Consider the following 25,407-nt stretch of genomic DNA (forward strand, 5'->3'; position numbering starts at 1 on the left):
TGTTGTCATAAGGTGGCGCACCACCGGAGCACCGGCCCCAGGGAGGCAGACCATGAGCGAGCGCGTCGTCCCGCCCGGCGCCCGGCGGCGCAGACGCCCCACCAAGCAGGGCGTCGTCCTCTCCGAGGAGCTGATCGTCGCCACCGCGCTGCGTTTGATGGAGGAGCACGGCGCGGAGGCCCTGTCGGTGCGCCGCCTCGGTCGCGCCCTCGGAGCCGATCCCAGCTCCCTCTACCGCTACTTCCGGCACACCGACGACCTGATGCTCGCCGTCGCCGACGAGCTCATCGGCCGTACGATGCGCACCTGGCGCCCCACCGGTGACTGGCGGGCCGACCTGCGCGACCTCGGCCTGCGCGTGCACGCGGGCGCCCTCGCGCATCCCCGCGCGGCCGTCCTGAGCAGCTACCGGGTGACCGGGCGCGTCCACGAGATCCAGGCCGTGGAGACCATCCTCGGCGTGCTGCGCGACGCCGGCTTCCCCGACCCCGACGCGGTGCGCATCTACCACGCCTTCGTCGACCAGTCCCTCGCCTTCGCCGCCCTCGACTCGGCGAGCGTCGCCCTGCCGAAGGCGGCCCGGGAGGCGGATACGGCCGTGTGGCGGGCGACGTACGCCCGGCTGCCCGCCGAGACCCACCCGCACATCGCCGCGACGGCGGGCCACCTCGTGGCCGACATGAACCGCAGTTCCTACCCGGCCGCCCTGGACCTGCTGCTGACGGCGGCGGCGGCGCGGCTGGCGGAGATCGGGGAGAGGACCGGCGGCGGTCAATCATGACGAAGGCGCGGGCGGCGAGGGCCCGGGCGGCGACTGAAACGGCCGGACGGGGATATCCGCGAAGGTACTGAGCGGCGGAGCACGACGCCCCGCGCCCGAACCGTACGGAGGAGACATGCCACTGGTGGAAGCGGGCTTCGTGGTGCTCGACTGCGCCGAGCCCGAGACGCTCGCGGTGTTCTACATGGAGCTGCTGGAGGCCGAGCAGACGGACGCGACCGCGAACCGCGTGGAGATCAGGGGCGCCGACGGCACCCGCATGGCCTTCCGCCGCGACGTGAACGCGACCCCGCCGAGCTGGCCGCGCCCCGAGAACTCGCTCCAGGCCCACATCGACTTCGTCGTGGCGGACCTGGACGCGGCGGAGCGCAAGGTGGTGGAGCTCGGCGGGCGCCCGCTGGAGACGAAGGACGCGTCCGGGCCGTTCGAGATACGTGGATACGCCGATCCGGCCGGCCACTCGTTCTCGCTGCTCCGCGTCACACCGAGGGCGCCCAAGCAGGGCTGACGGACCCGGGCGTCACCCCCTGCCGCCCGGGTCCGTCAGCACCTGCCCCGCGGGTGCGTCAGTCCCTGCCGCCCGGGTCGGTGGCCGGCCAGACGCCCGTCGAGCGCTCGATGGCCTTCGCGCCCGTGCGGTCCACCGCGCTGCGCACCACGGCGAACAGCGCGCCCTGGACCGCCGCCGCGAACAGGATCTCGCCCCAGCCGCGGTCCTGGTCCAGGGCGTCGGGCGCGTCCTCCTCGTGCCGCAGCGCCATCCACGTCTTGCGGAAGACGAGCCCGGCGAGGGCTCCGCTGGTCCAGCCCATGACGAACCCCAGCGGCTTGTAGGCCAGAGGCAGCTTCATTTTCTTCTTCTTCGTCTTCGCCACGTCTTTCTCCTTCATCGGTCAGGGTCGACCTTCGGCCGCGATCTCCTCGCCCGCGGGCACGGGCCCCGGTGGTGTCCCGTCGCCGAACGGGCGCCCGCCCAGCTCCTCCCGGAAGTGGGATGCGAGCCAGCCCGACAGCTCCGGTCCGACGGGGACGATCCCGGTCGGGTTGATGCCGGTGTGGACCTGGTAGTAGTGCCGTTTGATGTGATCGAAGTCGACGGTGTCACCGAACCCGGGCGTCTGGTAGAGATCGCGGACGTACGCCCACAGGATCGGGTTCTCCGTCACCTTCCAGCGGTTGCACTTGAAATGGCCGTGGTAGACGGCGTCGAAGCGGACCAAGGTGGTGAACAGCCGGATGTCCGCCTCGGTGATCGTGTCGCCGACAAGATAGCGCTGCCCCTCCAGTCGTCGTGTCACCAGCTCCAGCCGCCGGAAGACACCTGTGTACGCCTCCTCGTACTCCTTCTGGTCGGTGGCGAAACCCGCCCGGTACACACCGTTGTTGACGTCCTGGTAGACGTCCGCCATCACCGCGTCGATCTCGTCGCGCCGGCCCTGCGGGTACAGGTCGGGTGCCCCGTCGCGATGCAGGGCCGTCCACTCGGTGGCGAGGTCGAGGGTGAGCTGCTGGTAGTCGTTGGTGACCAGCTTGCCGCTGGGGACGTCGACGAGCGCGGGCACGCTCACCCCGCCCGGGTAGCCCGTCTCCCGCCGGTCGTAGGCCTCGCTCAGGAAGCGGATGCCGAGGACCGGGTCGCGGCCGTCGGGATCCAGGGTGAAGCGCCAGCTGCGGTCGTCCTGGACGGGGTCGGCGACGGCGAGGGACAGCGCGTCCTCCAGGCCGAGCAGCCGGCGTGAGACCAGCGCCCGGCTCGCCCACGGACAGGCACGGCTGACCACCAGCCGGTAGCGGCCCGCCTCCACCGGCCACCCGTCGCGGCCGTCCGCGGTGACGCGGTCGGTGAAATGGCTCCTGGACCGCCTGAACGTCTCGTGGCCGTAGGAGCCGTTGCCCCCGCCTTCCATGATTCCTCCCTGCGTCGCGTGGCCCCGTGAGCTACGCGTTCCCCGATTTCCGCCGCCCGCACGGTGTGATCCCGCAGGACAGGGGCATTCGGCGAAGGTGAGTGGGACATCCTCGAACACCAAGAAGGACAGCAGGACGCGGATCACCGTGCTGGTGGCGCTGGCGGCCAACCTGCTGATCGCGGCGGCCAAGGCGGTCGGTGGTCTGATCGCCGGCTCGCCCGCGCTGCTGTCGGAAGCGGCGCACTCCGTGGCCGACAGCCTCAACGAGGTCTTCCTGCTGGCGGCGCTGCGCCGCAGCAGGCGGCCGGCCGACCAGCGGCATCCCTTCGGCTACGGCAAGGAGCGGTTCTTCTGGTCGCTCCTCGCGGCCGTCGGGATCTTCGTCATGGGCGGCTGCTTCTCCGTCTTCCAGGGCGCCGAGGCCCTCAAGAACGGCGCCGACGAGACGCTCAGCGGCTATGTGGCGGGCCTGATCGTGCTCGGCGTCGCCTTCGTGGCCGAGGGCGTCTCGCTGCTGCGGGCCCTGCACCAGGTGCGCCGCCAGGGCGGCAGGGCCGGGATGCGCGACCCCGCCCTGCGCACGGTGGTCGCCGAGGACGGCACCGCGGTGCTCGGCGTGACGTTCGCCGCCGTCGGCATGGCGCTGCACATGGTCACCGGGCAGGTGGTGTACGAGGCGTCGGCCTCGTTCGCGATCGGCGCGCTGCTCGTCTACGTCGCCTACCGCCTGGGCCGCGAGGCGCGCGACCAGCTGATCGGGGAGTCCGCCGACCCCGAGACGGCGGAACGGATCCGCTCCCTGCTCGCCGAGCAGCCCGAGATCGACAGCGTCGAGGCGCTGTTCACGATGAAGACGGGCCTCGACACGGCCCTGGTCGCCGCGCGTGTCGACCTGGTGCCCGGCCTGGACAGCGAAGAGGTCGAGGAGGTCTCCGTGCGCATCAAGCGCTCGCTGGCGAAGGACGTGGCCGAGGCGGACCAGATCTTCCTCGACATCACCGACCGGCCCGCCGAGGAGGCACGGGAAAGCCCCGCCGCGACGGGGGAACGCGGCGGGGCCTGACGCACGCGTGCCCCACGTCATGGGGTTCATGCGCACCCTGACGAAGATTTTTTGCGGGGCGGTCCCGGGCCCTGTCTGCGGCCCCCTTCGGCCGGCCGGCGGACCGGGCCCGGGCGGCGTGCGCTACTGGGCCGGTTCGAGGACGAAGACCGGGATCTGCCGGTCGGTCTTCCGCTGGTAGTCGGCGTACGGCGGATACGCCGCCACCGCGCGCTCCCACCACTGGTCCTTCTCCGCCCCGGTGACCTCACGCGCCGTCATGTCCCGCTTCGCCGGACCGTCCTGGAGCTCCACATGGGGATCGCCCTTGAGGTTGTGGTACCAGGTGGGGTGCTTGGGGGCGCCGCCCTGGGAGGCGACCACGGCGTACCGCCCGTCGTGCTCGACGCGCATCAGCGGCGTCTTGCGGATCTTGCCGCTCTTGACGCCGCGGCTCGTGAGCACGATCACGGGGAGACCGGTGTCCCGCAGGGTCGTCCCCTTCGTGCCGCCGGAGCTCTCGTACAGCTCCACCTGGTCGCGTACCCACTGCTCCGGGCTGGGTTCGTACTGGCCCTCGAGAGGCATGACTTCCGTCCCATCGTCGAGTCCTTGCTGGCTGGCACCGTCCATCAACACCGGCGTGCCCGTGATTCATCCACACCGGTGGTCCGTATCGGGCCACCACCATCTGTAGGCCCGGCGCCGTGATCACGCCACTCGGCGGCCGCCCACCCCGCTCCGGGGGGTCGCGCCGGGCGCGGCGCGGGTGCGGCATGGATGCGGCACGGGTCCCGGTGCGACACCTGTGCGAGTATCCCCGGCCAGAATGTCCTCACCACCGATCTGGCCGAACTTCTCGTCGCCTCATAGATGCCTCGGGCATCTAATGAAGATCTGCACGACGCACTCTTCGTCTGCGAGGTCTTCCATGCCGGAAACGGAACCTGTGGCCTTTCCCCAGGACCGGTCCTGCCCCTACCAGCCCCCCACCGCATACGAGCCTCTGCGTGCCACCCGCCCGCTGAGCCGGGTCACGCTCTACGACGGCCGTTCCGCCTGGCTGGTGACGGGTCACGCGCTCGCCCGCGACCTGCTCGCCGATCAACGGCTGTCGACCGACCGCACCCATCCCGAATTCCCCGCGCCCACCGAGCGGTTCGCCGCGGTGAAGGAGCGGAGGCTGGCGCTGCTCGGCGTCGACGACCCGAAGCACCGCGTCCAGCGGCGGATGATGGTGCCCAGCTTCACCCTGCGGCGCGCCGTCGAACTGCGCCCGCAGATCCAGCGGATCGTGGACGAGCTGCTCGACACGATGATCGCGCAGGGGCCTCCGGCCGAGCTGGTGAGCGCCTTCGCGCTGCCCGTGCCGTCGATGGTGATCTGCGCGCTGCTCGGTGTGCCCTACGCCGACCACGAGTTCTTCGAGGGGCGGTCGCGGCGGCTGCTGCGCGGGCCCAGGGTCGAGGACGTCGAGGAGGCCCGCCGCCAACTGGACGGCTATTTCGAGGAGTTGATCGACCGCAAGCAGAAGGAGGCGGTGCCCGGCGACGGGATCCTCGACGAACTCGTGCACCGGCAGCTGCGGGAGGGGGAGCTGGACCGGCAGGACGTCATCGCCTTCGCGACGATCCTGCTGATCGCGGGGCACGAGACGACGGCCAACATGATCTCGCTGGGCACCTTCACCCTGCTCCAGCACCCGGAGCAGCTGGCCGAGTTGCGGGGCAACCCGGAGCTGCTGCCGTCCGCGGTCGAGGAGCTGATGCGGATGCTGTCGATCGCCGACGGGCTGCTGCGCAGGGCGACGGAGGACATCGAGGCCGGCGGCACGACGATCCGGGCGGGGGACGGCGTGGTCTTCGCGACCTCGGTCATCAACCGCGACGAGGACGTCTACCCGGCGCCCGACACGCTCGACTGGCACCGGTCCGCCCGCCACCACGTGGCGTTCGGGTTCGGCATCCACCAGTGCCTGGGGCAGAACCTGGCCCGTGCCGAGCTGGAGATCGCCCTGCACAGTCTTTTCGACCGGCTGCCGACGCTGCGTCTCGCCGCTCCGGCGGACGAGATCCCCTTCAAGCCCGGCGACACGATCCAGGGGATGCTGGAACTCCCCGTGACCTGGTAAGAGGCTGCACGCCATGCACATCGACATCGACAAGGACACCTGCATCGGCGCGGGCCAGTGCGCCCTGTCCGCCCCGAAGGTCTTCACCCAGGACGACGACGGCTTCAGCACGCTGCTACCGGGCCACGAGGATGCCACGACCGACCCCATGACCCGCGAGGCGGCCAGGGCGTGCCCGGTGGGCGCGATCACGGTGTCCGCAGACTGAGGCCTCGCCGGACGGCGGGAGCGGCCGGGCCTGCCGCGCGGGTGGTCTTGGGGCGGCGGTGCCGGCCCGGCACACGTGGTTGACGCGGGCCGGCGGGCGGTGTCCCTCGGACCGCCACCGCTCAACCCCCTCGGCCACTGCCGCGGCACCCCACCAGAGCACCCCACCTCACCCCGCCCGCAACAACACCCGTGCCGCCTCCCGTGCCTCCCGGGCCGGGTCCGTGGTCTCGGTCATGCCCGCGGTGACCATGGCGCCCTCCGCGAGAAGGAACAGCTGGCCGGTCAGGGTGCTGGAGAGGCCCGCGTCTGCCACGAGTTGGGCGAGGTACGCGCGGAACGCCCGCTTGTGGGACCGTACTTGGGCCGTCACGCGCTCCGACGTCGCGCCCAGTTCGCCGTACGAGTTGATCCAGGCGCAGCCGCGGAAGCCGGCCTCGCCGAACCACTGCTCCAGCCAGTCGAAGACGGCGAGGATCCGCTCCTCGGGGTCCGCGTGCCGCCGCACATGCTCGGCGAGACGGCTGCGCCAGCGCGCGTCGCGTCGTTCCAGATATGCCTCGACCAGCTGCTCCTTCGCCGGGAACAGCTGGTAGAGCCGCTTGAGCGAGACGCCCGAGGCGCCTCGGATGTCGTCCATGCCGACGGACTGGATGCCGCGCCCGTAGAACAACTCCTCGGCGGCGTCCAGCGCCTGCTCACGGGCGACTGCGCTGTCCATGACGGCCATGCGGCGTACTGCCTCTCCTTGACGCGAGAACGTGCGTTCTCCTACGGTAGCAGCCGGTCGGAGAACGCACGTTCTCCGCCGTCGTCCGCCCGTCGAGGAGGAATCTCATGGCCGACCGTCCGCCCCTGCCCCCGTTCACCCGAGAGACGGCCGCGCAGAAGGTGCAGGCCGCCGAGGACGCCTGGAACACCCGCGACCCGCACAAGGTCTCGCTCGCCTACTCGGAGGACTCGGTCTGGCGCAACCGCGACGCGTTCGTCACCGGCCGCGCCGAGATCGTCGAGCTCCTCACCGCCAAGTGGGAGCGCGAGCTGGACTACGCGCTGCGCAAGGACCTGTGGGCCTTCGACGGCAACCGCATCGCCGTCCGCTTCCAGTACGAGTGCCACGACGCCGACGGCCAGTGGTACCGCTCCTACGGCAACGAACTCTGGGAGTTCGACGAGCACGGCCTGATGACCCGCCGCGAGGCCAGCATCAACGACGTGCCGATCGAGGAGAAGGAACGCCGCATCCACGGCCCGCGCCCCGAATCCGAACGCGGCCGGACCTTCCCCCTTCAGTAGGGTTCCCGGCTCAGTAGGGTTCCCGAATGACCGAACAGGCCGGGAAACCCTTCTTCTACGTCGTCGTCTGCGCCGCGGGCATCGCCGCCGACGTCGGCGAGCTGATCACCGCCGCGCAGACGCGGGGTTGGGAGGTCGGGGTCATCGCGACGCCGGTCGCCATGAACGGCTTCTTCGACACCGACGCGGTCGCGGCGCAGACCGGCCGCGCCATCCGCTCCGCCTGGCGAACTCCCGGTGATCCGCGGCCCTTTCCGCCGCCGGACGCCGTCGTCGTCGCGCCCGCCACCTTCAACACGATCAACAAGTGGGCGGCCGGTCTGGCCGACACCCTGGCGGTGGCGACCCTCTGCGAGAGCTACGGCCTGGGCGTCCCGGTCGCCGTACTCCCGTGCGTGGCCGACGCGTTGGCCGCCCACCCCGCCTACCAGGACAGCCTGACCCGGCTGCGCGGGATGGGCGTGCGGTTCGGCGAGCCGTACTCGGGCGATCCCGAACAGGACGGCTCCCGACCGGAGTTCGGTTGGGAACGGGCTCTGGAGCTGTTGGCCCGCGGTTGACGCCCACTCACCTCAGGCGTCGCCGTCCACCGTGAAGCAGAGGTGGGTGACCCCGGCGCTCTCGACGACGCGCGGCGTCGAGAGCGCGACCGGCGCCTTGGCGAGGTCCCCGACGAGGCGGGTGCCACCGCCCAGGAGCACCGGCACGAGGTCGACATATCTCGTCCAGCAGCCCGGCGTCCAGGGCCTGCCGGGCCAGATCGCCCGCGGCCACCCCGACGGCACGCTCCCCGGCCACCGCCTTGGCCTGGCGCACCGCGCTGTCCAGGCCGTCGGTGACGAACGCGAACGGGGCGTCCGGGTGGTCCCAGTCCGTGGGTGCCCGGTGGGTCACGACGAAGACCGGCACCCCGAAGGGATGACTGCCGCCCCAGCCCTGCGCGACGTCGAACAGACGGCGGCCGACGACCAGCGCACCGAAGCCGTCCAGCTGCTCGCGCAGGTGCCGCGCGGTGGCGGGGGAGACACGGAAGGAAGCGGGGATCGGCGGAGGGGACCTCCACCTCGCCGCGGACCCCGCGACACCCCGGAAGTCATCGCGCCAGGAGCAGCCCCGGGCAGCCCCGGGCATCCCCGCGCCCGGTCGTCCGCCCGTCAGTGCCCCAGTTCCGCGCGCAGTTCCGGCTGCAGCAGGTCTCCGTGGGCCCGTACGAGGTCGTCGCACAGGTCCCAGATGCGTTCCACCGGGAGTGCCGCGGCCGTTGCCGGGTCGGCCATCGCGGCGTGTCTGATGTGGCGGGGATCGCCGTCCGTGGCGGCGCGGACCACCAGGTCGGTGACGGAGACGTAGGCGCTGTTGAGTGCCGCGCACTGCGGGGGCAGCGCACCGACGCGGGTCGGCTGAACGCCAGACGAGTCCACCAGACACGGCACTTCGACCACCGAGTCGGCCGGCAGGTTGGCGATCAGGCCGCGGTTGGGGACGTTGCCGTACACCGTGCGGGGCGTGCCTGTGACCGTGCTGTGGATGATCTGCGGGGCGTACTCCAGCGTGCCCTCCACCGGCAGCGGCCGGCCCGCCGCGAGGGCGTCGCGGGTCTGCTCGTAGCTCGCCGCGTTCTCCTTGATGATCTCCAGGTACGCGCCGACCGGCAGCCGGAGCCGCTCGATCTCACTGTCGTGGTGCAGATACCAGGGCACGTACTCGGAGGAGTGCTCGCTCGTCTCGGTGGGGTAGTGGCCCAGCCTGCGGTACATGTCCACGCGGACCCGGCGCAGCAGACCGGGATCGCGGGCGATCGCCTCGTCCAGCAGGGGGTACAGGTTCCGCCCCTCCCGCTCGAAACGCAGCACCCACGCCTGGTGGTTGACGCCGGCGGCCAGATAACTGACCTCCTCGAAGGGCACGTTCACCAGGGCGGAGAGATCGTGCATCGTCCAGTACACCGAGTGGCACAGGCCGGTGACCTTCAGCCGCGGAGCGATCCGGCTCAGATAGAGCACGTTCATCGCCATCGGGTTGGTGTAGTTCAACAGCTGCGCGTCCGGGCAGAGTTCGGCCATGTCCTCGGCGATGCCCCGCAGGACGGGGAATGTCCGCAGCGCCCGGAAGATGCCGCCGATGCCGAGCGTGTCGCCGATGGTCTGGCGCACGCCGTGGCGGGCCGGGACCGCGAAGTCGGTGCGGGTGGCCGCGTCCATGCCGACCTGGACGATGTTGACGACGAAGTCGGCGTCCGCCAGCGCCGCCCGCCGGTCCAGGTGCGCGGAGATCGCCGGCTTCGCCCCCCGTACCTCCGCGATGTGGCGGGCGGCGCCCTCCGCGGTCGCCAGCCGTTCGGGGTCGATGTCGTGCAACGCGATGCGGGCGTGGGCGAGTTCGGGGAAGGCGAACAGGTCCGCCAGCAGGCCCTGCGTGAACACCACGCTGCCCGCCCCCACGAAGGCGATCTTCATTCGGTCCCTTTCAGGTCGGACGCGGCCCAAGCCTCGTCCCACGTCGGCTGCGTCGCCGTACCGCCGTGGCCGCGCGTCGACAGTGAGCCGCACGCGACGGCGATCTGGACGGACGCCCGCAGCTCCAGTCCGCGCAGCCGCGCCGCGACGAAACCGGCGTCGAAACTGTCCCCGGCGCCCACCGCGTCCACGGGCTCGACGGGCACCGCCCCGACGCGCAGCGGCTCGCCGCCGGCGCAGGCGAGGGCGCCCTCCGCCCCGTCCTTGACGACGACCGTCGGGCCGTAGCGGGTCAACAACTGTGCGGCATCGGTCAGTCGGTCCAGCCCGGACAGGGCACGGGCCTCCGCGGCGTTCGGCAGCAGCACGTCGGTGACCTTGAGGACCGGGTCCAGCGGGGCGCGGTCCCAGCGGGCGGCGGGGTCGTCGTTGGTGTCGAGCGAGGTGGTCGCCCCGTGCGCGCGGGCCTCGGCGAAGACGTCGGCCAGCGACCGGGCGAGGCGCGGCATCAGGAAGAAGGAGGCCGCGTGTACATGCCGGGCCCCGGCGAGCAGTTCGGCCGGCACGTCCTGCGGACCCGTCGCGGCCAGGCAGCCGGACGAGGTGAGGATCGCGCGCTCGCCGTCGCCCGTGGTCACGATCGCCGTGAGCGGAGTGGGCAGTTGGGGGTCCACGACGACATGGCTGACGTCGACGCCGCGTGCCGCGAGGGCCTGGCGCACGAACGCGCCCGCCGCGTCGTCGCCCACCCGCCCCGCGAAGGCGACCCGCAGCCCCAGGCGGGCCGCCCCGCACGCCATGATCGCCGCGGACCCGCCCAGCACCAACCGGCCGTTTTCCACGAGCTGTTCGCGCTGGCCGAACTCGAGCCCGCGCACCGGGCCGAGCACCACGTCGGGGTTGACGTCCCCGATCACCAGCAGGTCGTACGACACTTCTGTCACCCCTTGATCCCGCTCGACGTGAGCGACTGGACGAACGTCTTCTGGGCGAGCAGGAACGCGATCAGCACGGGCAGCACCGTGATCACGTTGCCCGCCATCACCGCGGACCACTTGGTGTGGTGCTGGCCCTGGAAGGTGGTCAGGCCCAGCTGGAGCGTGTACTGCGTGTCGTGGTTGATGGCGATCAGCGGCCACGACAGGTCGTTCCACGCGGTCAGGAAGGTCAGGACGGCGACCGTGGCGAGCGCGGGCCGGGCCAGTGGCAGCACGATCGAGAACAGCACCCGCAGCCGCGAACACCCGTCGATCCAGGCGGCCTCCTCCATCTCGCGCGGCAGCGAGAGGAAGAACTGCCGGAACAGGAACACCGCGAAGGGCGTCACCAGCGACGGCACGATCAGCGCGCCCAGCGTGTCGATCAGCCCGAACCACTTCATCACCAGGAACGTCGGGATCATCGTCAGCTGGAACGGCACGACCATCGTCGCCAGCATCAGCCCGAGCATCAGCCGCGACCCGCCGAACCGCATCCGCGCGAACGCGTACCCGCCCAGGGCGCCGAACAACAGGTTCGACGCGACCGCGACCGTCGACACGATCAGGGAGTTGAGGAACCAACGCGGGAACATCGCGTTGCCGAGCACATAGCGGTAGCCGCCCAGATGGATGCCGTCGGGCCACAGCGCGGGCGGGAAGCGGTTGATCTCCGCGTCCGACATCACCGAGCTCAGCAGCAGCCACACCAGCGGCAGCGCGAAGGCCAGCGCGAGCGGGGCGAGCAGCAGGTGCCAGCCGATCGTCGTACGGCGCGCGCTCATCGGGCGGCTCCTTCCGTACGGCCCTGCCGGCGTCGCAGGAGATGCAGGGCGCCGCCCGCCAGCAGCAGCGCCACCGCGAGGACGTACGCCGAGGCCGCCCCGTATCCGGCGGTGAAGAGCTGGAAGGCCTGCTGCCAGACGAAGTAGACGACGACGGTCGTGGAGTCGAGCGGGCCGCCCTTGGTGGTGACGTAGATCAGGTCGAACACCTGCAGCGCGGTGATGAGCTGCCACAGCAGCAGGAACACGGTGACCGGCGTGAGCGCGGGCAGCGTGACGTTCCACAGGATCTGGCGGCGGTTCGCGCCGTCGAGCCGCGCCGACTCCACCAGTTCGGGCGGCACGTCCTGGAGGGCCGCCAGATAGACGACGACGCAGAACCCGACGCCGTTCCACAGGGAGATGAGGACCAGCAGGTACAGGGCCTGGCCGGGGTCGGAGAGGAAGCCCTGCCGGGAGATGCCGAGATGGTGCAGCAGCGCGTTGGCGACGCCGAAGTCGGGGTCGAGGATGAAGGAGAACAGCACGCCCTGGGCGGTCGCCGACACCACGAACGGGATGAACACCAGGGTGCGGTACAGCCCGATGAAGCGGATGCTGCGGTTGAGGGCCAGCGCGAGGGCGAGCCCGCCGACCAGGCTGAGCGGGACGTAGAGCGCCGAGTACAGCAGCGTGTTGCCCACCGCCGTACGGAAGTTGGGGTCCTGGACGAGGGCGCGGTAGTTGTCGAGGCCGACCCAGCGGCCGGGCGTGACGAGGTCGTCCGCGCGGAACGACAGCAGCAGCGACCAGACGACGGGGACGATGCTCAGGCCGAGGATCACCACGACCGACGGGCTGATGAAGGCCCAGGCTGTGGCCCGTTCGCGGCGGGCACGGCGGCGGGCGGCCCGCCGGTCGGCGGCCGGGACGGCAGGTGCCTGTGGGGCGAGTGTGAGGGCGCGGGGCAGTGTGGACATGACGGTCTCCCGTACCGGGGAAGTCACCTGGGGATCAGCAGGGCCGCATCGGCCTTCTCGGCGCATCGGTGCACGGCGTTCGCAGGGGAGTCCCGGCCGAGCAGGACGGAGACGGCCGCCTCGCCGAGCGCCTGGGAGATCTGCGGGTACGCGGCGTGGATGGGGCGGACGCGGGCGGAGCGCAGGGCGTCGGTGAACACGCCCAGGCCCGTGGTGTCGGCGCTGTGCCGCCGCCACTCCGGCCGGGCGGCGGTCGCCGTGCTCAGCGGCAGGCTGCCCGCCGAGGCGTCCCAGCGCACGTCCTGCGCGGGCTGCATCATCCAGCGCACGAACTCCTGGGCGGCCCGGGAACGCGCGCTGCCGTTGTCGAACACCGTCCAGGTGTCCGGGCCCGAGATGGTCACCGCCCGCCCGCTGTACGAGGGCAGCGGCACCACGTCGTAGTCGACGCCGGCGGTGATGATGTCCGGCAACTGCCAGGGCCCGGTGGGGACCATGGCCATCCGGCCGCTGAGGAAGACCTGGTACATCTGCTCGCTGCCGGTCTTCATGTCGACGTAGACGCTCTTGTCGCGGGCGAGGCGGGCGACCGTCTCCAGCGCCCGTACACCCTGCTTCGCGAAGCCGATGTGCTTGCCGTCCGCGGCGACGACCTCCCCGCCGAGGTCCCAGATCATCGGCCACAGCCGCCAGACGGTGTCCTCGTCGCCGACGCCCGGCCAGCCCGTGCCGAAGACGCCGCGGCCGGAGTCGGTCAGCTTCCGCGCGGTGGCGGTGAACTCGTCCCAGGTCCAGCCGGCCTTCGGGAAGGGGACACCGGCCCGCCGGAACAGCGTGCGGTTGTAGACGACCGCGAGCGAGTCGAGCACGGCGGGCGCCGCCCGCACCTGGCCGTTGACCGTCACGGCCTCGCGCACCGGCTTCCAGTACGAGCTCCACGGCGTCGGCCCGCCGCGCATCGCGTCGGTCAGGTCGACCACGCGCGGCGAGCGCGCCACGCTGGCCAGGTCCGAGCCGAAGATGTAGGCGATGTCCGGGTAGGAGCCGGCCGCGAGCGCTGCGGTCACCTTCTGCAGCATCGCGTCGGACAGGACCCCGCCGCCGCCCGCGTCGACACGGATCGAGGGATGCGTGCGGTTGAACTCGTCGACCAGCTTCTCCAGCGCCTTGCGGGCCGTGTCCGCCTGTCCGTGCCACAGCTCCACGGTGACCTTGCCGTCGGCGCCGACCCCGTCCGAGCCGCCGCCGGCGCACCCGCTCACGGCGGCGGCCGAGGCCGCGGAGGCGGCGCCCAGCACCAGCCGGCGACGCGTCATGCCGTCGGTCATCGCGCTCACCCCGCCCTGCGGACGTAGTGGCCGCTGCCCGGCGTCGACACCATCACGTCCCGGCGGACGATGCTCAGCCGGTCCCGGAAGCCCGCCAGCGCCTTGCGGAACCCGCCGTCCGAGTACTCGATCACCAGGACCCGGTCGTCGAAGGCCTTCGCGTACGTCCCGCACTCGTCGTACTCGGCGCACTCCTCGGCCACCGCGAAGTCGAGCCCCGCCCGCTTCCTGAGCCCGGCCAGCTCCACCGTGTTCTTCTGCCCGATCGCCAGGTGCCGGGCGTGCGCGCGCCGCGCCAGGAGCGTGATGAAGGCGGTGGCGTCGTTGGCGGTCAGCAGGTGCCGGGAGCGGGTGTAGCTGTCGTAGTTGTCGGGCTCGACGGCTTCGTAGCCCTTGGCCGCGCAGCCGTCGATCCACCTGCCGACCCGTGCTGCCACGCGGGCGCGCTTGGCCGGGGTGCGGATGTCTAGCAGTGCCTCGCCCCAGTCCTCGTCGACGACGACCTTGCCCTTGGCGTCCCGCAGCAGCAGGTCGGCGGGCCAGGAGCCGGTCTCGTCCGGCTGGGCCTGGAAGGCGTTGACGTAGCAGACGTTGTAGAGGCCGGGCGCCGGTGGCGCCGTGCGGTCGCGGCTGACGATGCGGACGTCCGCCGGCGGGGGATAGGCGCCGCCGATCTGGTAGTCGAAGCCGGCGTGCCGGGGCGGCAGGCGCACGCCGGCGGCCGCCGGTTTCGCGCCGGACGTGCCCGAAGCCTTCGCGGAACCGCTCGGCGAGCCCGACGGCGCGGGGGAGGATCCGCACGCCGACAGTCCGGCGACGAGAAGAACACATGCGCCGACGGTCGTCCCGAGACCTCCGACGCGGTAGACACCCTTGACGGGCATGTCCGCTCCATCAATCGCGGGTACGACCCCGCCTCGGACCGGGTGTCCGGTCGGTCCTGGCGACTTGGGCCGGACTTGGAGCTCGTCCGCTACCGGCTGGGCGCACCTCTGTGTGCCCCGCTGCGCGCGGCGGCACGTCCCTGGATGAAATCGTCCGGTGCCGCCCGCCGTCAAGTGGGGAAGGTGAAGCGGAGGCGCACGGGACCTCACGTCGTACGCTCGCCACTGATACCCGATCCCGAAGGCAGGAGCAGCAACGATGCAGTATGTGAAGCTCGGTTCGACGGGCCTCGACGTGTCACGGATCTGTCTGGGCTGTATGACCTACGGACTGCCCGACCGCGGCACGCACGAGTGGACCCTCGACGAGGACGCCTCGCGTCCGCTGATCCGGCAGGCGCTGGAGGCCGGGATCAACTTCTTCGACACGGCGAACGTCTACTCCGACGGCACCAGCGAGGAGATCGTCGGTGCGGCGCTGCGCGAGTTCGCGCACCGTGACGAGATCGTCCTCGCCACGAAGGTGAACGGCCGGATGCGGCCCGGACCCAACGGCGCGGGCCTGTCGCGCAAGGCGATCCTGTCCGAGATCGACCACAGCCTCAGCCGGCTCGGCACCGACTACGTCGACCTCTACCAGATCCACCGCTTCGACCCGCACACCCCGGTCGAGGAGACGATGGAGGCCCTGCACGACGTGGTGAAGGCGGGCAAGGTCCGCTACATCGGGGCGAGTTCGATGTTCGCCTGGCAGTTCTCCAAGATGCAGTACACCGCCGAGCGCAACGGCTGGACGAAGTTCGTGTCCATGCAGAACCACTACAACCTCCTCTACCGCGAGGAGGAGCGCGAGATGCTGCCGCTCTGCGCCGACCAGGGCGTCGGCGTCCTGCCCTGGAGCCCGCTCGCACGCGGCCGGCTCACCCGGGACTGGGGCACCGTGACGGAGCGCAGCGCCAACGACAACTTCGGCAGCCGCCTCTACCCGGACGGCGACCGCACCATCGTCGAGGCCGTCACCCGCATCGCGAACGACCGCGGCGTCCCGCGCGCCCAGGTCGCCCTCGCCTGGCTGCTGCACCAGGACACGGTGGCGGCCCCGATCGTCGGTGCCGCCAAGCCGCACCACATCGAGGACGCGGTGGCCGCGGTCGAGCTGGAGCTCAGCGACAAGGAGCTCGAGGAGCTGCAGCAGCCGTACGCGCCCCACGCGATCGTCGGACACGGCTGACCTGGGCCAGGGCGTGCCCGGCCTAGTGGGGTCCCCGCGGTGCGAACTCCGTGCCGCACGGGCCCGCCCCCTCGCTCACGGGCAGTGGCACGCGCGTGCCGTCCATCGTCAGGGTGCGGTAGTGCGTCCCGATGCGCTCGGCGGACCGGCCGACGTAGTGGGCGATGAACGACCGGCGGAAGCGGTCCGCGGAGCGGTTGGGCTGCGAGCCGTGCACCAGGCTGCCGTTGAAGAACAGCACGTCCCCCGGCGCCATGTCGACCGGCACGGCCGCCAGGCCCGGCGGCGGGGGCACGTACTCCCGCGCGAACGACACCTCCGCGTCCGCCTCCTCGGGGCAGAACACGTCCATGCGGTGCGTACCGGGGACGACCTCCAGACCGCCGTTGACCCGGTCGATCACGTCGCAGGCCACCCAGGCCGCCACACACGTGCCCGGCTCCACGCGCAGATAGAAGTTGTCCTGGTGCAGCGCCTGGCCCCGGGCGCCGGGCGGCTTGAAGTAGAACATGCTCTGCGCGGCGAGCACCTCCTCGCCGAGCAGCACCTCCAGCACCGCGCCGAGCCGGGCGTCCAGCAGGACGCGGCGCGCGGGCTCGCTGATCTCGTGCGGATGCATCACCCGGGGATACGCCGCCAGCGGGTCCTCGGAGACACGCGGCCGGAAGTGCCCGGGCACCGGACCGGCCGCGTGCAGCCGCGCGAAGTGCGCGCAGAGCCGGTCGATCTCGTCGCGCCCGAACAGCCCGCGCAGGACCGTGAAGCCGTTCTTTTCGAACCGCCTGAGCCCTTCCCGGGTCAGCAGCGGGGCACCGGCGGCGCTCCTTTCCGTGACTGTCATGCGTCCACTCCTCGGTCGGCTGTCCTACGCTCGTCACGCTAGGCCGCGGGGAACTCGAGGAGGATGCCCGTGAACGCTGACGGATTGCCCGAGACTGCTGCGCCGCCACCCGGCCTGGTCGTGGTCGGCCGCTACGACCAGCCCGAGGGGTACGACGTCACCAGGCCGCGCGGCGCCGACAGCTGGCTGTTCACCTGGACCACGGGCGGGCGCGGCCGGCTGCGCCAGGGAGCCGCCGAGGCGCGGGCCGGCGCGGGGGACCTGGTGGTTCTCGCGCCGGGCGTGCGACACGACTACGCGGTCGAACCGGGCGCCGGCAGCTGGCAGTTCTGGTGGGCCCACTGCCAGGCCCGCCCGTCCTGGGCGCCCTGGCTGCGTCCCTACGAGAGCGGCGACGGGCTGTTCGCCGTCACGCCGACGCCCGCCGCCCTGCACGCGCGCGTCGGCGCGGCCTTCGCGCGGATGCTCGCCGACGCCCGCTGGACGGGCACCGGGTCTCCGCCCGTCACCGCCCCGCAGGACCGGGTCGCCGTCGCGCACGGCACCGCGGCGCGGCAGCTCGCCCTGTCCTCGCTGGAGGAGATCGTGCTGCTCACGGCGGCCGCCGCGCGCCCGCCGGCGCCGCCACCCGGCATCGACGCCCGGGTGCGCCGGGCCGAGGAGCTGATCGCCGCCGATCCGGGCGCCCCGCACACCGTCGAGGGGCTCGCCCGCAGCGTCGCCCTCTCGCCCTCACGGTTCGCGCACCTGTTCACCCGGCAGGTCGGCCGGTCCCCGATGCGGGCGCTGCGCGAGGCCCGGCTGCGGCACGCCGCCCGGCTCCTGGAGAGCACCGGTCTGTCCGTGGACCGGGTGGCCGCGGCCTCCGGATTCGCCAGCCCTTTCCACTTCAACCGGGTCTTCCGCGAGCGGTACGGGGTTCCGCCCGGTGCCTACCGGGCGGGAGGCCAATGGCTGGAGCCGGAGACGCAGTAGAACGCCCTTTCCCGACCGTCGAGCAGATCGATTGACGATTCGTCAATAGCCGCCGACCGGCGGGCATTACGCAAAACCGCCTGATCTCTTGTTAGGCCTCCCTGACCTGTGGAAAGGTGTGCCCTGTCGGCGCACGGCCAGGGACAATTCCGCCGGGTTCCCATACCAGTTGGTATGGACTTTATGCCGCACGCCCCGAGAGGAATGCAGCCGTGAAAGACACCGGCCTGTCGAATTCCCCCAGGTCCGACCGCCGGTTCGACGTGACGGACGAGCAACTGAGCGCCGAACTCAAGAAGTGGACGGGCACGACGCCGGCCCTGCAACCCGTCGGCGAACTCCTCGACCGGCACTGGGAAGCCGGATTCGCGTATGCCCGGCTGTGCACAGACGGCGCCCCTTCCGCGGGAATGCTCACAACTGCCGCATTCACCCGCCTTTTCGGCGAGACGCTGCGGCAGAACGGGCCCACTTCCGCCTGGCGGCCCCAACTCCTGGTCACCGTGCGCCGGATAGCGGCGGAATGGGACAACGACCACAGACGGGAACACCTCAACCTCGAACTGTGCGCGGGCGGCGAGCGCGCCGCGGCCCTGCTGCTCCCGTCACCCGGCCGCCGTCTGCTCTCCGGTGCCTTCCAGCGGCTGCCCCAGTCGGCCCGCTGCCTGCTGTGGCACATCGAGGTCGAGGCCGAACCGCTCGACGTGCCCGCCGGGTTGCTGGGCCTGGAGGTCGAGGACGCGCACGTCGAACTGGAGCGGGCCCGCGAACGGCTGCGCGAGGAATGCCTCCAGGTCCACCGCGAACTCGCCCCCGAGCAGGAGTGCCGCCGCTTCCTGCGGATGCTCGACGTGACCTACCGCCGTGGCGGCTCCGACATCGACCCCGACCTCGCCGCCCACCTCTCCCGCTGCCGGCACTGCATGCACACCGCCGACCAGCTGGCCCAGTTCAACCACGGACTCGGCCCGGCGCTGGCGGAGGCGGTGCTCGGCTGGGGCGCGCGGGCCTACGTGGAGGCCCGCACCGCCTGGCCCGAGGACCCCGGCCCGCTTCCCCCGGAAGTCCCCGTCCCGCCGATACCGGGCGAGCCCTTCGCCCCCGTACACCCCGCGGGCCCGCGCCCCGGGAGCCGCGCCGCCTCCCGCCGCTCGGCCCACAAGGCGGCCCGGCGCCGCGCCGCCGCCCGCCGCCGCAACGTCGCCCTGGCCGCCCTGACGGTGAGCGGACTGATCGTCCTGCCGCTGGTCCTGTGGTCGGTCCTCGGCCCCGACGGCACCACCACGGCCGGCGGCCACCCGGCACCGGCGCCCGGCCGCGGCAAGGCGACGCCGACCGCCGACCCGTCCTGGGTCGGTACCAGCACGGGCGCCCGGGGCACCCTGCGCGGCCGGCTGCACAACCTCGGCTCCGGACTGTGCGTCGCCGTCGTCGGCAAGAAGCCCGTCGACGGAGCCGAGGCCGAACTGGCCAGCTGCACCTCGGCGGACGCCCAGCAGTGGTCGTACGAGTCCGACGGCCGGCTGCGCAGCGTCACGGACCCCGGCCTGTGCCTCGACTCCCACCTCGGCTTCTCGGTGCGGCTCGTCCCGTGCACGGGCAACTCCGAGCCGAAGGGCAAGAACGTCCGCTACGACTTCACCCTTCAGGGCACCCTGGTGCCGCGCTGGAACCAGGACCTGGCGCTCACCCCCGCCGCCACCGACGGCTCCGGCGCGCTGGTCGCGAAGAACCGCGACGGCAGCGACGTGCAGCGCTGGGTGTTCGACACGTCCAAGCCCGACCTGCAGATGCAGGTGGTCAACTGGGACGCCGACGGCAGCCACGCGCCGACCACGCCGGCCGGGCCCACCCCGAAGGCATCCAGGACCCCCAGCCCCACACCGACGCCGTCCGCGCCCCCGACGACCGCGCAGCCGACGCCGACGAGCTCGTACCCGGCGAACCCGTACTGCTACTACAACCCGTACTCCTGCGGCTGGGACGGCGGCCGCTACGACGGACACGGCGGTGGTGGCCGCCACTGACCGCGGCGCTCAGCCGGCCACCTGGAGCGACAGCCACAGCGCCGCCACGGCCGGCACGAGCGCGGCCGGGGTGGCGACCAGGCCCAGACGGGTGAACTCCGTGAGCCGGACCTCCTCGTCGTGCCGGTGCAGGATGCGCCGCCACAGCAGCGTCGCCAGCGATCCCGCGTAGGTGAGGTTCGGGCCGATGTTCACCCCGAGCAGCACGGCCAGGACGGCTCCGGGGCCCGCCGCGGCGGTGAGCGGCAGCAGGACGAGCACCGCGGGCAGGTTGTTGATCAGATTCGCAAGCACGGCGGCCAGGACGGCGATGCCGAGCAGCGCGAGCAGTCCTGAGCCGCCGGGCAGCACATGGCCGAGCGCGCCGGCGAGGCCGTTGTCGACCACCGCCCGCACCACGACGCCGAGCGCGAGGACGAAAGCCAGGAACGCCGGCTGCGCCGCCCGCACCACCGACAGGGCAGTGGTCCGCCGCCGTACGAGCGAACGGACCGCCAGGACCAGGGCCCCGGCGGCGGCCACCCAGGCCGGCTCGATGCCGACCGCCGAGGCCACCACGAACCCGGCCAGCGTGCACCCCACGGTGACCAGCGCGAACAGCGGCAGCTCGGGAGCCGCACCGGATGCGGGCTCGTGGACGGAGACGGACAGGTCGCCGGCGAACCAGCGCCGGAAGACGAGGTACTCGGCACCGATCGCGGCCACCCACGGCAGCGCCATCAGCGCCGCGAACCGGGTGAAGCTCAGCCCGCTGGCCTCGAACGCCAGCAGGTTGGTGAGATTGGAGACCGGCAGCAGCAGCGAGGCCGTGTTGGACAGATGGGCGCACGCGAACAGATGCGGCTTCGCCCGCACCCCCGCGCGCGCCGCGGTGGCCAGCACCACCGGCGTCAGCAGCACCACGGTGGCATCCAGGCTGAGTACGGCCGTGATCACCGAGGCCAGCACGAAGACCGCCACGAGCAGCCGCCCGGGGGAGCCCGCCGCGCGCCGCGCCATCCACGCGCCGCACGCCTCGAAGAGCCCCTCGACGTCGCAGAAGTGCGCCAGGACCAGCACCGCCGCCAGGAAGCCGACGACGGGGCCGAGGCTCGCGAGCTCGGCCCGTGCGTGATCGAGGGAGATCGCCCCGGTCGCGAGCACCACACCGGCGGCCGGGACCGCCAGCACGGCCTCGGGCAGGCCCTTCGGGCGCACCACCGCCCAGGCCAGTACGGCGACGAGCAGCAGGGCGGACAGCGATTCGGCGAGCGGGGTGTTCAGGGCGGGTCCTTCACGGCGGTTCTGCGCAGGGACCGTCGGGGTGGTTCAGCGCGGGGACCTTCAATGAAAACAGGTCCGGGTAAGTGGTCCGCCCCGCCCCCGCCGTTCAGGCGCCCGTGCCGGGGCTGAACACCGTCAGCCGCACCGAGGAGGCGTTGCCGGACACGGGCACCTGGCCGCCCTGCCAGCTCACGGTGAGGCTGTCCCGTTCGTCCGGCGGGGTGACCAGCAGCGAGGCCGGGGTGGCCGCGTGGGCGCCGCTGACCTCCGGGTTGGAGAACGACAGTCCGGCCCAGGCGCTCCTGCCCGGCGCCAGCGAGACCGTCGCCGGGGTGCCCGAGGAGCGCACCGGATCGGGCCCCATCTGCTTGCCGGAGCCGTCGACGAAGGCGGCACCCGGGTAGCCCCGCACCGTGCACGTGCGGGAGGAGGTGTTGGTCAGCACGATCGGGAAGTTCTCCTGCCCGGCACCGGGGTTGTTGCGCCCGACACTCGCCTTCAGCTCGGAGGTGTGGCACCGGCCGCCGCCGGACGTGCCGGCCGGCGTGGACGCGCCCTTGGCCGGTGCGGTGGACGTCGAGGTGGGCTTGTCCGTGCTCGTGGTGGAGTCCCCGGCCGCGCTGTGCGGCGCGGAGGCGGACGGGCTCGCCTGGCCGGTGCCGTGGCTTCCGGTGGCGGGCGCGGCCGTACCCGAAAGGGTCTCGGGGGAACTCGCCGAGGTGCCGCTGTCGTTGCCGCAGGCCGTCAGCAGGCCCAGCACGGCGACCGCGCTCACGGCCAGCGCCGCCCGGTGGACCGAGGGGGACTTCATGGTCATGTTCCTCAACACTCCCGGAGATTCCACGCATACGTCCTGGCATGTGCGTACGGCGCTCTGTGCCCCGTCATACATCTCCGATGCGCGGACGGTCGGAAAAGTTCTCACCCGGCCGTGTGGTTTCGGTCAGCTTCCGACGCGTACGGAGCCGAGGACACGGTCGGTGGCCGAGGCCCCGCCACTCTGGCGGATCTGCACATAGACCCGAGTCTGCGCGCTGCCCTGCGCCGGGGCGAGCGCGGCCTCCGTCATCGAACCGCCGCCCGGGCAGCCGGACCAGGTCCGCACCCGGCCCCGCCAGCGGGCGCCGTCGTAGGCGCGGCTGCCGTCGTAGTGGCAGGTGGGGTGGGTGAGGGCGGTCACCGCGGCGGTGAGATCGCCGTGCTCGCTCAGGCCCACGAAGACGCCGTTCACGTCGGCTTCCAGGTCCTGCCACCGGGTTAGCCGGTCCGCGACGGCCAGTCCCGGCTCGTGCCCGGCGGGCAGGCCGAGCGCCTTCGGGTCCCAGCCGGAGTCGCGCAGCTGGCGGCCCCAGCCGTCGGGCACCTCGGCGACCACCCGGCCGGTCGTGTCCGCGACCCGCAGGTCCGCGGCCGGAGAGTGCCGGTTCACCAGCGAGGCCGTCACCCCGACGGCGGCGGCGACGGCGGTCACGGCGGCCGTGAGCACGGCGGCCGTACGGCGCCTGCGCGGCCGGTGGCCGGAGGCGACCAGCCGCTCCAGCTCCTGGGCGAACGCCTCGGCACCGGGCCAGCGGCGCCTGCGGTCCGGCGCCAGCGCCCGCATCAGCGCCCGCCGGACCGCGGGGGCCACGTCCGGGCGCAGCCGGTCGGGCCGCACCACCCTGCCGGGCTCGCCCGGAACGGTGCCGGTGACCAGGTGATAGCCGACCGCGCCCAGGCTGTAGACGTCGGCCCGCGCGTCGATGCCCTCGCCCGGCTCCGCCTGCTCGGGCGGCCGGTACCCCGCAGAGCCCGCCGCCTGGGTGAGGCCCGAGGCCTGCGCCAGGCTCTTGGCCAGGCCGAGGTCGGCGAGCAGCACCCGCGACGCGCCGGCGGGACCGTCGGGAGACGCGCACAGCAGCACGTTGCTCGGCTTGATGTCCCGGTGCACGATCCCCGCCGCGTGCAGCGCGGCCGCGCCCCGGGCGGCCAGCGCGGTCAGCCGCAGCGCCTCGGACACGGGCAGCGGGCCGTCGGCCACCAGGTCGGCGAGGGTGCCGCCGTCGGCGTACTCCATCACGAAGTAGGGCCTGCCGTCGGGCAGTTCACCGATGTCGTAGACCTGCACGATCCGGTCCGAGTTGGCCCGGCGCAGCATCCGCGCCTCGGACAGGAACCGCTCGCGGACGTCCAGCCGGTGCGACCAGTTGTCGGCGAGCACCTTGACCGCCACCGGAGCCTCGAGCTCGTCGTCGTGCGCCAGCCAGACCGTGCCGAACGCGCCCGAGCCGAGGCGCCGTTCGAGGCGGTAGCGGCCGATGCGCTCGACGGAATGCATACGACTATCATGCCTGGCCGTGGATCGTTTCCGAGGAGAGCCCCAGGTCGCGCCGACCGAGGACCTGGCCCGTGGCGCCGCCGCGGGCGACGCGACGGCCCTGGAGGAACTGCTCCAGGCGATCGGGCCGGAGGTCCTGCGGCGCTGCGCCCGCTTCCTGCCCTGTCGCGAGGACGCCGAGGAGGCGGCCCAGGACGTCCTGCTCCAGGTCGCCCGGAAGATCACCACCTTCCAGGGCCGCAGCCGCTTCAGCACCTGGCTCTACACGGTCGTCGCCAACTGCTGCCGCCAGAAGTACCGCGAGCTCAAGCGGCGCGCGGCCGAGCAGCCGGTGGCGATCGACACCGAGCGGCACGTCGACCCGCGCACGACCAGCGTCATCGCCGGCTCCCGGCTCGATCTGCTGGACGCGCTGGACCGTCTGGAGCGCGAGCACCCCCAGTTGGTCGAGCCGCTGGTGTACCGCGACATCTGCCAGCTCGACTACGCCGAGGCGGCCGAGCGGGCCGGCATCCCGCTCGGGACGTTCAAGTCGCGGCTGCACGAGGCGCGCAAGCAGGTCAGGCCCTGGCTGACGGAAGCGTCCTGACGGCCCGGTGGGCCGTGGGGCCGGTGCGCCTCAGGCCTCGTCCAGCAGGGCGATCTCCGACCAGATGGTCTTGCCCTCGGCCGTGTGCCGGCTGCCCCAGCGCTGGGTGAGCTGGGCGACCAGCAGCAGACCGCGCCCGCCCTCGTCCCAGGTCTTCGCGCGGCGTAGGTGCGGAGCGGTGTGGCTGGTGTCCGACACCTCGCAGATCAGGGTCGCCGTGTCGTGGATCAGGCGCAGCCGGATGGGGTGGGCGCCGTAGCGGATCGCGTTGGTGACCAGCTCGCTGACCACCAGCTCGGCCGTGAACGTGGCCTCCTGAAGCCCCCAGGTCTCCAGCTGCTCGACGACCTGCTTGCGGATGGGCGCGACGAGTGAGGGGTCGGCGGGGATGTGCCAGGTGGCGACCTGGGACGAGGGCAGCCCCCGGGTGCGCGCGAGCAGCAGGGCCACGTCGTCGGGGGCGCCACCGGTCGGCAGCAGCCGGTGCAGGACGCGGTCGCAGGTCTCGTCCAGCGAGTCCGCGTACGTCGACAGGGCCTCGCACAGCAGCCGGTGGCTGGCGTCCACGTCCCGCTCGCGGGACTCGATCAGCCCGTCCGTGTAGAAGGCCAGCACGCTGCCCTCGCGCAGGTCGAGCTCGGCGGACTCGAAGGGCAGCCCGCCCAGGCCCAGCGGCGGTCCGGCGGGCAGGTCGACCTGGCGCGGCTCGCCTCCCGGCGGCACCACGACCGGCGACGGATGCCCGGCCCGGGCCATGGTGCAGCGCCGCGAGACCGGGTCGTAGACGGCGTAGAGGCAGGTGGCGCCGACCTCGCCGGGGTTGCCCTCGTGTCCCGCTTCCGCCGACAGCCGCACGACGAGGTCGTCGAGGTGGGTCAGGAGCTCGTCGGGCGCCAGGTCGATGTCGGCGAGGGTGCGGACGGCGGTGCGCAGCCGGCCCATGGTGGCCGAGGCCTGGATGCCGTGCCCGACGACGTCCCCGACGACCATGGCGACCCGCATCCCGGACAGCGGGATGACGTCGAACCAGTCGCCGCCGACCCCCGCGCGCGCCGCCGGCAGATAGCGGGAGGCGGCGTCGACCGCGGCCGTGGTCGGCAGCGAGCGGGGCAGCAGGCTGCGCTGCAGGGCGAGGGCGGTCTCCCGCTCGCGGGAGTAGCGCCGCGCGTTGTCGATGCAGACGGCGGCGCGCGCGGTGACCTCCTCGGCCAGCAGCACGTCGTCGGGCGTGAACGCCTCGGGGCGCCGGAACCGGCACAGCACCGCGACACCGAGGGTCAGCCCGCGGGCCCGGATCGGCACGGACATCGTCGAGTGGATGCCGTACTCCTTGATCCGGTCCAGCCGCCGGGGGTCCCAGGTGAGCCACTGCGCGAGGTCGTCGGCCTCGGTGGTCGCCACGATGGAG

Annotated in this window: 27 protein-coding genes; 11 read left to right on the forward strand and 16 right to left on the reverse strand. The window is 72.4% G+C overall.

The genetic code is table 11. The annotated features are described in order from the left end of the window. Nucleotides 1-52 precede the first annotated feature (52 nt). A complete protein-coding gene (locus ACFU97_RS42050) occupies nt 53-781 on the forward strand; it encodes a TetR/AcrR family transcriptional regulator (RefSeq protein WP_384267479.1) in 729 nt (242 codons plus the stop codon). Between the two features lie 115 nt (nt 782-896). Continuing rightward, nucleotides 897-1,289: a VOC family protein gene (locus ACFU97_RS42055; protein WP_384267482.1), complete on the forward strand. Its 393-nt coding sequence runs from the start codon at nt 897-899 to the stop codon at nt 1,287-1,289. Nucleotides 1,290-1,347: 58 nt separating this feature from the next. Here the strand turns inward: ACFU97_RS42055 and ACFU97_RS42060 are convergent, their stop codons facing one another. Further along, the gene (locus tag ACFU97_RS42060) at nt 1,348-1,632 is read right to left on the reverse strand and encodes a DUF4235 domain-containing protein (protein WP_384267539.1); all 285 of its coding nucleotides are present in this window, start codon (nt 1,630-1,632) and stop codon (nt 1,348-1,350) included. A 42-nt stretch (nt 1,633-1,674) separates the two neighbouring features. Then, nucleotides 1,675-2,688 (reverse strand): glutathione S-transferase family protein, encoded by a 1,014-nt coding sequence (locus ACFU97_RS42065; protein WP_384267484.1) that lies wholly within the window; start codon nt 2,686-2,688, stop codon nt 1,675-1,677. Between the two features lie 97 nt (nt 2,689-2,785). Between ACFU97_RS42065 and ACFU97_RS42070 the strand changes: the two genes are divergently transcribed. Continuing rightward, the gene (locus ACFU97_RS42070) at nt 2,786-3,754 is read left to right on the forward strand and encodes a cation diffusion facilitator family transporter (RefSeq protein ID WP_384267486.1); all 969 of its coding nucleotides are present in this window, start codon (nt 2,786-2,788) and stop codon (nt 3,752-3,754) included. A gap of 123 nt (nt 3,755-3,877) precedes the next feature. Here ACFU97_RS42070 and ACFU97_RS42075 read toward each other — a convergent pair whose 3' ends face one another. Beyond that, on the reverse strand, nt 3,878-4,321 hold the full coding sequence (locus tag ACFU97_RS42075) for a nitroreductase family deazaflavin-dependent oxidoreductase (protein WP_384267488.1): 444 nt from the start codon (nt 4,319-4,321) through the stop codon (nt 3,878-3,880). 343 nt (nt 4,322-4,664) lie between these two features. Between ACFU97_RS42075 and ACFU97_RS42080 the strand changes: the two genes are divergently transcribed. Both ACFU97_RS42080 and ACFU97_RS42085 read left to right on the forward strand, forming a co-directional pair. Further along, the gene (locus tag ACFU97_RS42080) at nt 4,665-5,864 is read left to right on the forward strand and encodes a cytochrome P450 (protein ID WP_384267490.1); all 1,200 of its coding nucleotides are present in this window, start codon (nt 4,665-4,667) and stop codon (nt 5,862-5,864) included. A 13-nt stretch (nt 5,865-5,877) separates the two neighbouring features. After that, nucleotides 5,878-6,072 (forward strand): ferredoxin, encoded by a 195-nt coding sequence (locus ACFU97_RS42085; RefSeq protein ID WP_384267493.1) that lies wholly within the window; start codon nt 5,878-5,880, stop codon nt 6,070-6,072. Between the two features lie 168 nt (nt 6,073-6,240). On the opposite strand, the gene ACFU97_RS42090 is transcribed toward ACFU97_RS42085, so the two are convergent. Beyond that, on the reverse strand, nt 6,241-6,792 hold the full coding sequence (locus tag ACFU97_RS42090) for a TetR/AcrR family transcriptional regulator (protein ID WP_384267495.1): 552 nt from the start codon (nt 6,790-6,792) through the stop codon (nt 6,241-6,243). A gap of 116 nt (nt 6,793-6,908) precedes the next feature. Between ACFU97_RS42090 and ACFU97_RS42095 the strand changes: the two genes are divergently transcribed. Together ACFU97_RS42095 and ACFU97_RS42100 are read left to right on the forward strand one after the other, a co-directional pair. Next, nucleotides 6,909-7,367, forward strand: coding sequence for a nuclear transport factor 2 family protein (locus tag ACFU97_RS42095; RefSeq protein ID WP_384267497.1), 459 nt, complete (start codon nt 6,909-6,911; stop codon nt 7,365-7,367). A gap of 26 nt (nt 7,368-7,393) precedes the next feature. Beyond that, nucleotides 7,394-7,927 (forward strand): flavoprotein, encoded by a 534-nt coding sequence (locus tag ACFU97_RS42100; RefSeq protein ID WP_384267500.1) that lies wholly within the window; start codon nt 7,394-7,396, stop codon nt 7,925-7,927. 12 nt (nt 7,928-7,939) lie between these two features. On the opposite strand, the gene ACFU97_RS42105 is transcribed toward ACFU97_RS42100, so the two are convergent. The 7 genes from ACFU97_RS42105 to ACFU97_RS42135 form a co-directional block, all read right to left on the reverse strand. Then, the gene (locus tag ACFU97_RS42105; protein WP_384267502.1) at nt 7,940-8,074 is read right to left on the reverse strand and encodes a hypothetical protein; all 135 of its coding nucleotides are present in this window, start codon (nt 8,072-8,074) and stop codon (nt 7,940-7,942) included. A 447-nt stretch (nt 8,075-8,521) separates the two neighbouring features. Next, nucleotides 8,522-9,823, reverse strand: a complete 1,302-nt coding sequence (locus ACFU97_RS42110; RefSeq protein WP_384267504.1) for an alpha-glucosidase/alpha-galactosidase — start codon at nt 9,821-9,823, stop codon at nt 8,522-8,524. After that, entirely contained in the window at nt 9,820-10,767 is a 948-nt protein-coding gene (locus tag ACFU97_RS42115) for a carbohydrate kinase family protein (protein ID WP_384267507.1), read from the reverse strand. The genes ACFU97_RS42110 and ACFU97_RS42115 overlap by 4 nt, the downstream gene beginning before the upstream one ends. Continuing rightward, nucleotides 10,764-11,585 carry a carbohydrate ABC transporter permease gene (locus ACFU97_RS42120; RefSeq protein ID WP_384267509.1) on the reverse strand — a complete coding sequence of 274 codons (822 nt, stop codon included), beginning with the start codon at nt 11,583-11,585 and terminating at the stop codon, nt 10,764-10,766. The genes ACFU97_RS42115 and ACFU97_RS42120 overlap by 4 nt, the downstream gene beginning before the upstream one ends. Then, nucleotides 11,582-12,544: a carbohydrate ABC transporter permease gene (locus tag ACFU97_RS42125; RefSeq protein ID WP_384267512.1), complete on the reverse strand. Its 963-nt coding sequence runs from the start codon at nt 12,542-12,544 to the stop codon at nt 11,582-11,584. The genes ACFU97_RS42120 and ACFU97_RS42125 overlap by 4 nt, the downstream gene beginning before the upstream one ends. Before the next feature lie 23 nt (nt 12,545-12,567). After that, a complete protein-coding gene (locus ACFU97_RS42130) occupies nt 12,568-13,872 on the reverse strand; it encodes an ABC transporter substrate-binding protein (protein ID WP_384267514.1) in 1,305 nt (434 codons plus the stop codon). A gap of 5 nt (nt 13,873-13,877) precedes the next feature. Continuing rightward, the gene (locus ACFU97_RS42135) at nt 13,878-14,756 is read right to left on the reverse strand and encodes an endo alpha-1,4 polygalactosaminidase (protein WP_384267517.1); all 879 of its coding nucleotides are present in this window, start codon (nt 14,754-14,756) and stop codon (nt 13,878-13,880) included. A 259-nt stretch (nt 14,757-15,015) separates the two neighbouring features. On the opposite strand from ACFU97_RS42135, the gene ACFU97_RS42140 reads away from it, so the two are divergent. After that, nucleotides 15,016-15,987, forward strand: coding sequence for an aldo/keto reductase (locus ACFU97_RS42140; RefSeq protein ID WP_384267519.1), 972 nt, complete (start codon nt 15,016-15,018; stop codon nt 15,985-15,987). A gap of 22 nt (nt 15,988-16,009) precedes the next feature. Here the strand turns inward: ACFU97_RS42140 and ACFU97_RS42145 are convergent, their stop codons facing one another. Further along, entirely contained in the window at nt 16,010-16,828 is an 819-nt protein-coding gene (locus ACFU97_RS42145; protein ID WP_384267521.1) for a phytanoyl-CoA dioxygenase family protein, read from the reverse strand. A gap of 63 nt (nt 16,829-16,891) precedes the next feature. Here ACFU97_RS42145 and ACFU97_RS42150 point away from each other — a divergent pair, with 63 nt between their 5' ends. Both ACFU97_RS42150 and ACFU97_RS42155 read left to right on the forward strand, forming a co-directional pair. Continuing rightward, nucleotides 16,892-17,803: a helix-turn-helix domain-containing protein gene (locus tag ACFU97_RS42150; protein WP_384267524.1), complete on the forward strand. Its 912-nt coding sequence runs from the start codon at nt 16,892-16,894 to the stop codon at nt 17,801-17,803. A 212-nt stretch (nt 17,804-18,015) separates the two neighbouring features. Continuing rightward, the gene (locus tag ACFU97_RS42155; RefSeq protein WP_384267525.1) at nt 18,016-19,830 is read left to right on the forward strand and encodes a ricin-type beta-trefoil lectin domain protein; all 1,815 of its coding nucleotides are present in this window, start codon (nt 18,016-18,018) and stop codon (nt 19,828-19,830) included. Between the two features lie 9 nt (nt 19,831-19,839). Here ACFU97_RS42155 and ACFU97_RS42160 read toward each other — a convergent pair whose 3' ends face one another. The 3 genes from ACFU97_RS42160 to ACFU97_RS42170 all read right to left on the reverse strand — a co-directional run bounded on the left by ACFU97_RS42160 (nt 19,840) and on the right by ACFU97_RS42170 (nt 23,410). Beyond that, nucleotides 19,840-21,093 carry an SLC13 family permease gene (locus tag ACFU97_RS42160; protein ID WP_384267541.1) on the reverse strand — a complete coding sequence of 418 codons (1,254 nt, stop codon included), beginning with the start codon at nt 21,091-21,093 and terminating at the stop codon, nt 19,840-19,842. Between the two features lie 106 nt (nt 21,094-21,199). Further along, nucleotides 21,200-21,910: a DUF4232 domain-containing protein gene (locus ACFU97_RS42165; RefSeq protein ID WP_384267527.1), complete on the reverse strand. Its 711-nt coding sequence runs from the start codon at nt 21,908-21,910 to the stop codon at nt 21,200-21,202. Nucleotides 21,911-22,036: 126 nt separating this feature from the next. Further along, the gene (locus ACFU97_RS42170) at nt 22,037-23,410 is read right to left on the reverse strand and encodes a serine/threonine-protein kinase (protein ID WP_384267529.1); all 1,374 of its coding nucleotides are present in this window, start codon (nt 23,408-23,410) and stop codon (nt 22,037-22,039) included. A 19-nt stretch (nt 23,411-23,429) separates the two neighbouring features. Between ACFU97_RS42170 and ACFU97_RS42175 the strand changes: the two genes are divergently transcribed. After that, nucleotides 23,430-23,999 (forward strand): RNA polymerase sigma factor, encoded by a 570-nt coding sequence (locus ACFU97_RS42175; protein ID WP_384267530.1) that lies wholly within the window; start codon nt 23,430-23,432, stop codon nt 23,997-23,999. A 30-nt stretch (nt 24,000-24,029) separates the two neighbouring features. On the opposite strand, the gene ACFU97_RS42180 is transcribed toward ACFU97_RS42175, so the two are convergent. Next, nucleotides 24,030-25,407, reverse strand: a 1,378-nt coding sequence (locus ACFU97_RS42180) for a SpoIIE family protein phosphatase (RefSeq protein ID WP_384267532.1), incomplete at its 5' end; no start/stop codon positions are given.

Source organism: Streptomyces sp. NPDC057616 (genome assembly GCF_042800575.1).
Lineage (GTDB): Bacteria > Actinomycetota > Actinomycetes > Streptomycetales > Streptomycetaceae > Streptomyces.